At 58.2% G+C, this 6,837-nt stretch carries 5 protein-coding genes and 1 pseudogene; 1 reads left to right on the plus strand and 5 read right to left on the minus strand.

Annotated features, from left to right (window positions below; translation table 11 throughout):
* The coding region (locus tag WBP53_RS10470) for a 5'-3' exonuclease H3TH domain-containing protein (RefSeq protein WP_423928653.1) at nucleotides 1-1,461 on the minus strand (1,461 nt) is incomplete at its 3' end.
* A gap of 436 nt (nucleotides 1,462-1,897) precedes the next feature.
* Here WBP53_RS10470 and WBP53_RS10475 point away from each other — a divergent pair.
* Nucleotides 1,898-2,389, plus strand: coding sequence for a DUF2782 domain-containing protein (locus WBP53_RS10475; RefSeq protein WP_423928655.1), 492 nt, complete (start codon nucleotides 1,898-1,900; stop codon nucleotides 2,387-2,389).
* Between the two features lie 28 nt (nucleotides 2,390-2,417).
* On the opposite strand, the gene hemF is transcribed toward WBP53_RS10475, so the two are convergent.
* The 4 genes and pseudogenes from hemF to WBP53_RS10495 form a co-directional block, all read right to left on the minus strand.
* Nucleotides 2,418-3,326 (minus strand): oxygen-dependent coproporphyrinogen oxidase, encoded by a 909-nt coding sequence (gene hemF, locus WBP53_RS10480; RefSeq protein ID WP_423928657.1) that lies wholly within the window; start codon nucleotides 3,324-3,326, stop codon nucleotides 2,418-2,420.
* Nucleotides 3,327-3,508: 182 nt separating this feature from the next.
* Entirely contained in the window at nucleotides 3,509-4,372 is an 864-nt protein-coding gene (locus WBP53_RS10485; protein ID WP_423928661.1) for a DUF1254 domain-containing protein, read from the minus strand.
* Nucleotides 4,349-5,053 (minus strand): annotated as a pseudogene (locus WBP53_RS10490) (DUF1254 domain-containing protein); the annotation flags it as partial. The gene WBP53_RS10485 and the pseudogene WBP53_RS10490, both read right to left, overlap by 24 nt.
* A 41-nt stretch (nucleotides 5,054-5,094) precedes the next feature.
* Nucleotides 5,095-6,570, minus strand: a complete 1,476-nt coding sequence (locus tag WBP53_RS10495) for a DUF1254 domain-containing protein (protein WP_423928659.1) — start codon at nucleotides 6,568-6,570, stop codon at nucleotides 5,095-5,097.
* Nucleotides 6,571-6,837 lie beyond the last annotated feature (267 nt).

Genomic DNA, 6,837 nt, shown 5'->3' on the forward strand with positions numbered 1-6,837 from the left:
GGTTTCCAGATCGACCTGCGAGAACAGGATCTGTTTGGCACCCTTGCCGGCCACCGTCTCGAAAGGAATGGTCTCGTAACCCAGATGGCGTCGGGCCAGCGTATCCATGTCGTGCCGGGATGCGGTCGAATTCAGGACATAGGATTCGAGCATGGTGTCGTGGGCAAGGCCTCGAACGGTGATCCCGGCGTTGCTGAGGACATTCATGTCGTATTTGGCGTGCTGACCCAGCTTGGCCTTGTCAGGATTCTCGAGAATGGGCTTGAGCGCGGCCAGGATGGTCTCCGGGTCAAGCTGCGCGGGTGCGCCGGCGTAGTCATGTGCCAGGGGAATGTAGGCAGCCACCTTGGGCTCGACAGCAAGGGAGATGCCCACGATCTGCGCGCGCATGGAATCCAGCGACGTTGTTTCAGTGTCGAAGGCGATCAGGTCTGCCTTGACGAGCAATTCCAGCCAGTGCTGGAAACGCTCCATGTCCATGATCATTTCCTGGGTGCCGGGTCCGTGCAGTGCAGGGTCCAGTCCGCTGGCAGGCCTGGATTCTCCTGACTCGCCGACTGCACTGGTCGCCGCTGACGAACTCTCCGGCTGCGGTGATGCCCCGGTTTTCGACTCCAGCTCCTTGAGCGCCGCATTGAATTCGTAGCGCCGATACAGTTCGCGCAGCTGGTCGAGATCGGGATCGCGCAGTGACAGGCCTGTCACGCCCGTATCCAGAGCGACGTCGGTCTTGATCGTCACCAGCTGCCGCGACAACGGCAGGTGTGGCACGGCCTCACGCAAGTATTCGCCGATCTTGCCCGTGATCTTTTCCGCACTTTCGAGGACACCATCCAGCGACCCGTACTGCGCAATCCATTTTGCTGCCGTTTTCGGGCCACACTTGTGCACACCGGGCACGTTGTCGACGGTGTCACCGGTCAACGCAAGAAAGTCGACGATGCGCTCGGGAGGAACGCCGAATTTTTCGATGACCCCGTCCCGGTCCAGCGTTGTATTGGTCATGGTATTGAACAGGCTGATATGGGGCGAAACAAGCTGGGCGAAATCCTTGTCGCCGGTTGATATGACAACTTCGATATCCAGCGATTCCGCCTCCCGTGCCAGCGTTCCGATGACATCGTCGGCCTCCACACCGGACACCCTCAGGATCGGAAATCCGAGCGCCCCCACTATGGCGAGCATTGGCTCGATCTGCGCTTTCAGCTCATCAGGCGTGGGCGCCCGATTGGCCTTGTACTCCGGATACATTTCATCCCGGAACGTAGGCCCGGAGGCATCGCTCACGAACGCCGTGTAGTCCGGCTGCTCTTTCAGCGTCGCGCGAAGCATGTTGACCACACCAAACAGTGCGCCAGTCGGCTCGCCGCCCGCATTGGTCAAAGGTGGCAAGGCATGAAACGCGCGGAACAGATAGGAAGAACCGTCGATCAGGACCAGGCGTTTTCGCGAGGACGTCATGGCAGTATCACGTGATATCGGGCTGGGCAGCTTGGCCCGAGACTCGGGTGATTGCAACGGCGCAGCGGCGCTTGCTTCTGGAGATGCCCGCCATTCGATGGAGTTGCTGCGACAGCACTTGAACCTGATGTCGGCAGCCGGAATGCCCGGGCTTTTTTGGCTAGCGCGAAGCTTGCTTATGGCCTGTCAATCAATTCCGAAAGCGATGAAGCTGGCCATACGGGGGATGCCTGGGCGGTCCCACCAGCGCGCCGGTAAGGCCTCGATTCTCGCACTGGGTAGTCGGATATCTCGGGCTCCAATTGAGAACAAGGTTTACAGCGAGGCAGATATGCCGGGGTTTCGACAACATTGCAGCGTGACGGGGATGAATTTCCGCGACCTTGTGCTTTTTACGGGCTAGACTATGCCAATGAACACTGTTGGAGGTTCCACCATGATTCGCACCGTAATCCTGATGTCGCTCGTGTCTGCCCTCGCGGCCTCCGGGGTTGTCTGGGCTGAAGAGCAGGGCCCGACGCCACCGGCACAGGAAACTTTCGGTAGTGCGCCGCCGCCACCGGGGATGGATGATCCAGGGGTGACAACCCAGGCTGCAACTGCGACCGGCAATACCCCCTCACCAACGGGGGGTCATGAAACATTGCAACCGGTGATGCCCGATACCAGTGCGGTCCGCCCACTCGCGTCACGCAAGCCGACTCCCGAGCAGATCATTGCCACCAGCGATTCGGTCACCGAACGAAAGCAGGGCAACGACACGGTCAAGGAATATCGCAAGAACGGTTTGCTGCGCATGGTCCACATCATTCCCCAGAACGGGCCGGAGCAGATGTATCACGATCACAACGGCGATGGCCGGCTGGATCGCGACGCTCTGGACGGACCGGTCTCACCGGTCTACTTCTCGCTGTATCAGTGGGACTGATGCAGGCAGGATTCGATCGCGGGATTGCCTACCAGTCCCGCGGCACCAGGTAGTCGGCCAGACGTGCCTCACTGCTGCCAGGCTCCGGCTGGAAGCTGTACTCGAACCGGACTCTGGGCGGCAAGCTCATCAGAATCGACTCTGCGCGCCCGCCTGATTGAAGGCCAAACAGCGTGCCGCGATCGTAGACCAGGTTGAACTCCACGTAGCGGCCTCGCCGATAGAGCTGGAATTCCCGTTCCCGATCACCAAACGCGGTTGCCTTCCTGCGCTCCACGATCGGACCATAGGCTTTCAGGAAGCCATCACCGACGGCCTGCATGAAGTCGAAGCAACGATCGAAACCTCCTTCGTGCAGATCATCGTAGAAAATCCCGCCAACGCCCCGTGTTTCGTTCCGGTGTTTCAGGAAGAAGTACTCATCGCACCATTTCTTGTATCGCGTGTAGGCATCATCTCCGGCCGCAACGCATACCTGTTTCGCGATTGCGTGCCAATGGCGAACATCTTCATCGAACGGGTAGAACGGCGTCAGATCGAATCCTCCGCCAAACCACCAGACCGGATCCTTGCCCTCTGCCTTTGCTTCGAAGTAGCGCACATTCATATGCGTGGTCGGCACGAATGGGTTGAGCGGGTGGAACACCAGCGACACGCCAAGCGCCGTCCAGCTTCGACCAGCCAGTTCCGGGCGGTGCTGCGAAGCCGAAGGCGGCAAAGTATTGCCGTGAACCTTGGAGAATCCAATTCCTGCCTGTTCGAAGACGGCGCCACCAGAAAGGATGCGCGTCCTGCCACCGCCGCCCTCCGCACGCTGCCAAAGGTCCTCGCGGAATTTTGCTGCACCATCGAGCGCTTCAATGGATGGGCAGATCCGATCCTGCAGTCCTTTCAGGTACTGCTCGATGGCCACGATGTTCGCAGATGATTCGGGCATGAGAGGGGCGTTTTGAGGAAGAGGCACAAAGCCTAACAGTTGGAATGCGGAATTGACGAACCGTGCTGCTTGGCGTTGGTAGGCGCCCCAATCCGCAGACACTCGATGGATTTCGCCCCTTCAAACGCAGCGAGCCGCTCCGGCGAAGGAGCGGCTCGCGGACTCAAGCCACGTTCGCGAAGTTACTCAGCCACGACGATACCCGGCGGCTGCCAGGTGCCTTCGCCGGGCGGCAGGATCGACGGGGCCTCGTGCCTGGGCCAATACAGTCGCATGACCAGATAGGCCTCGTCGTTGGGTGCAGGCAGCCAGTTGGATTCCTTGTCCTTGCCCGGCGAATCCTTCTGGATGTAGATCGTCAACGATCCATCTGCGTTTTTCTTCATGCTCGGCAGCATCGGCGCGTTGATGAGATAACGGTTGATCGGGTTCTCGATCAGCAACTGGCTCTTGCCGTCATACATGGTCACTGACCAGAAGGCATTTACTGGCGGGAACTGTTCGGCCGGGAATGTGAGCGTGTAATTGTGCTTGCTGGTATCAAGGGTATTGCCGCTACTGTCCTTGCGTGTTGCAGGGTACATTGCCTCATCCGGGGCGTTTGCGTAGATGCCTGCCTTTGCGGTCGCGGCACGCTTTAGCCAATTGCCATCGAAGGAAGCGCGATCTCCTCCAGCCAGCCCACCCACTTGCCAGCCATTTTCATCCTTTCCGCCGCCAGCGGCGAAGGCAGACACCTTGTCGTCACCCGCCTTCATCCCGAGCAAGACTTCCGCCTTGTGCTCTGGTGAAAGATCCTTGAAATCAAAGGACCTTCCTGGGCCGATGCCGATTGTGGCCAATCTGGAGCGGACCGCTTTATCATCCGACGTCTCCGGCACGTATAGAAGCGCGGCGTCCAGATACGCGTAGAAGTTCTCCTTGATGCCCTTGGTTGTCGCCGGGAGGAAATCGATCTTTGGAGCGGCAGTCGGAGCGGGCTGATCCAGGAACTCGGAAAGTGACTGTGACTTGTAGCCCGCCTGAATCTTCTCCACGTTCGGCATGTCTTCCGGATTGAAAAGCTGAGTACGGAAAATCGTCGCAACAAACGGCGTGTCTGATTGGAAGACCTTGTTGATTCACATCGGTGTCTCGCCTTTCCAGTCGGGACCCGCGACCATGTAGTTCCCCGGTTCGGTGCCCGTTGTTCGACTGCCGATGTAGCCGACATTATAGGTACTGGCATCGACGAGCTGCACCGAGTAGTAGCGATCCTTCTCGACCGCCGGTACCGAGATCACCCTCGGCTCGGCCCGCAGGTCGAGCCAGAGCATTGAATAGGGCGTGTCGCTGTTCGCAGTGACCACCGCCGTATCCTTGTAAGTGAATACTCGGGCTTCGTTGTGGATGACATTGAACGGAGCCTTGTACTGTCCGGAGTTCTTGTCGAGGACAAACTCGTTCATCACCGCGTAGTTCATTACTATCGGCAAGCCATAGATGAAAGCTTCCTCGGCGATTGTCCTCGTTTCTTCGATGCCTGGAGCCTGAACGCCACGCTGTTTGTCAGCCTGTTCTCCAACGCTGACCGGGTCATTTTTCTTGTCGCAGCCCGCCAACACTACGAGAGCAATGGTGGTGGCCGCCGCCAGCTTTCCAAAAGTTCTGAACGTTTTCCTTTTTGACCCTCTTGCTTGATGGATTGTCGTCGTGGCTACGCAAGACCGAACTCGCGGGCCGCTCATACTGGAAAGCGGCCCCACGTGCCTTTGGTTGTTGAAGCGACCTACTTCGCCACTACAACACCCGGCGGCTGCCAGGTACCTTCGCCTACCGGGAGGATGGGTGGCGCTTCGGTCTTGGGCCAGTACAGGCGCATGGTCAGATAGACCGGACCATCCGGAGCCGGCAACCAATTGGCCTCCTTGTCCTTGCCCGGCGAATCTTTCTGGATGTAGATGGTCAACGATTCATCGGCATTCTTTTTCATTTCCGCCAGCATCGGTGAGTTGATGAGATAGCGGTTGATTGGATTCTTGATCAGGAGCTGGGTCTTGCCGTCATACATGGTCACTGACCAGAACGCATTGACCGGCGGCAGTTCACCAGCATTGAAGGTGAGTGTGTAGTCGTGCTTACTGGCATCCAGCGTGGCGCCAGTTTCGTCTATGCGAGTAAATGGGTAGACAGCTTCGACCGCGTCATTGGCGTAGATGCCGGCTTTGGCACCTGCAGCACGCAACATCCAGTCGCCATTGAAAAATGCGCGATTTCCGAACATTGAACGCAGCGTCCATCCGTTGATGGGTTTCTGCCCCGTCGCCAGATACTTGTCGATCTTTTCAGCACCTGTCTTCATGCCCAACGCGATCGCTGCCTTGTGCTCGTCCGAGAGTTCCTTCATGTCGAATGTCTTGCCCGGGCCGATGCCGATACTGGCCAACTTCTCGCGAATCGCCTTTTCTTCCGGACCCGCGGGCGCGTACTGCAGTGCGAAGCCGAGATAGTCGAAAAAGTTGCTCTTGAACAACTTCTTGTCGATCTTGGGAAAGTCGACTTGAGGCCGGGCAGTTGGTGCCGGCTGGCCGAGGAAGGCTGACAGCGGCTGCGCCTTGTAGCCTGCCTGGATCTTCACGACGTTGGGCATGTCCGCGGCATTGAACAGCTGGGTTCGGAAACCGCTCAACGCGAACTGTGTCGTCGAATGGAAGACCTCCTTGATACCGGCCGGGGTTTCTCCGCTCCACTCAGGTCCGACAACCAGAAAGTCGCCGCCATCCGTTCCGGTCGAACGCGTGCCGATGTAGCCAAAGTTAAAGGTGTTTCCATCCTCCAGCTGCACGGCAAAGTAGCGTTCCCTTTCCACCGGCGGCACCGAGATCACGATAGGTTCGGCGCGCAGGTCAAGCCACAGGAACGAGTATGGCGTATCGCTGTTTGGTGTGATGATGGCGGTGTCTTCGTAGGTAAAGACCCGCGCTTCGTTCTTGATCTGGTTGAACGGCGCCTTGTATTGGCCAGAGTCCTTGTCGACGGCGTATTCGTACATGACCGCGTAGTTCATCACGATTGGCAGGCCGTAGATGAAGCCCTCCTCTGCGATGGCCCTGGTTTCTTCGATACCAGGCGCCGGGATGCCCTCTTGCTTGTCAGCCTTGTCTGCAACATCAACAGGGTCACCCTGTTTGGCGCAACCTGCCAGGATCGCAAAGGCAAAGGCGCTGATCGTTGTTAGCCTTCCAATATTTCTGAGAAGTTTCATTTGGATTTCCGTCGTCTGGTGAATTCACTGGATGCTGGTGCTTGGATCAGGCCCGGGCGCCGCACTCTCAAGTGAGGCGGCGCGCACATCAAAGTAGTTGTAGACAAGTCGTCCCGCCGTCATTTCGATCGCGCGCACGTAGAAGACTACCCAACGGATCGAAACCTTGCACTGACGATTGATCGAATCTCCTTCCTATTTCACTACTTCCAGCGGTGGCTGCGTCCAGCTGCCATCAAGTGCCGGTTCTGCCGGCCAGTACAGGCG

It is taken from the genome of Dokdonella sp. (genome assembly GCF_049593775.1).
In the GTDB taxonomy this organism is placed as follows: Bacteria; Pseudomonadota; Gammaproteobacteria; order Xanthomonadales; family Rhodanobacteraceae; genus Dokdonella.

Excerpts from the sequence above, each read along its gene's own strand:
- WBP53_RS10485 (WP_423928661.1), bottom strand. The coding sequence starts at position 4,372 with ATGCCGAACGTGGAGAAGATTCAGGCGGGCTACAAGTCACAGTCACTT.
- WBP53_RS10475 (WP_423928655.1), top strand. The coding sequence starts at position 1,898 with ATGATTCGCACCGTAATCCTGATGTCGCTCGTGTCTGCCCTCGCGGCC.
- WBP53_RS10495 (WP_423928659.1), bottom strand. The coding sequence starts at position 6,570 with ATGAAACTTCTCAGAAATATTGGAAGGCTAACAACGATCAGCGCCTTT.
- hemF (WP_423928657.1), bottom strand. The coding sequence starts at position 3,326 with ATGCCCGAATCATCTGCGAACATCGTGGCCATCGAGCAGTACCTGAAA.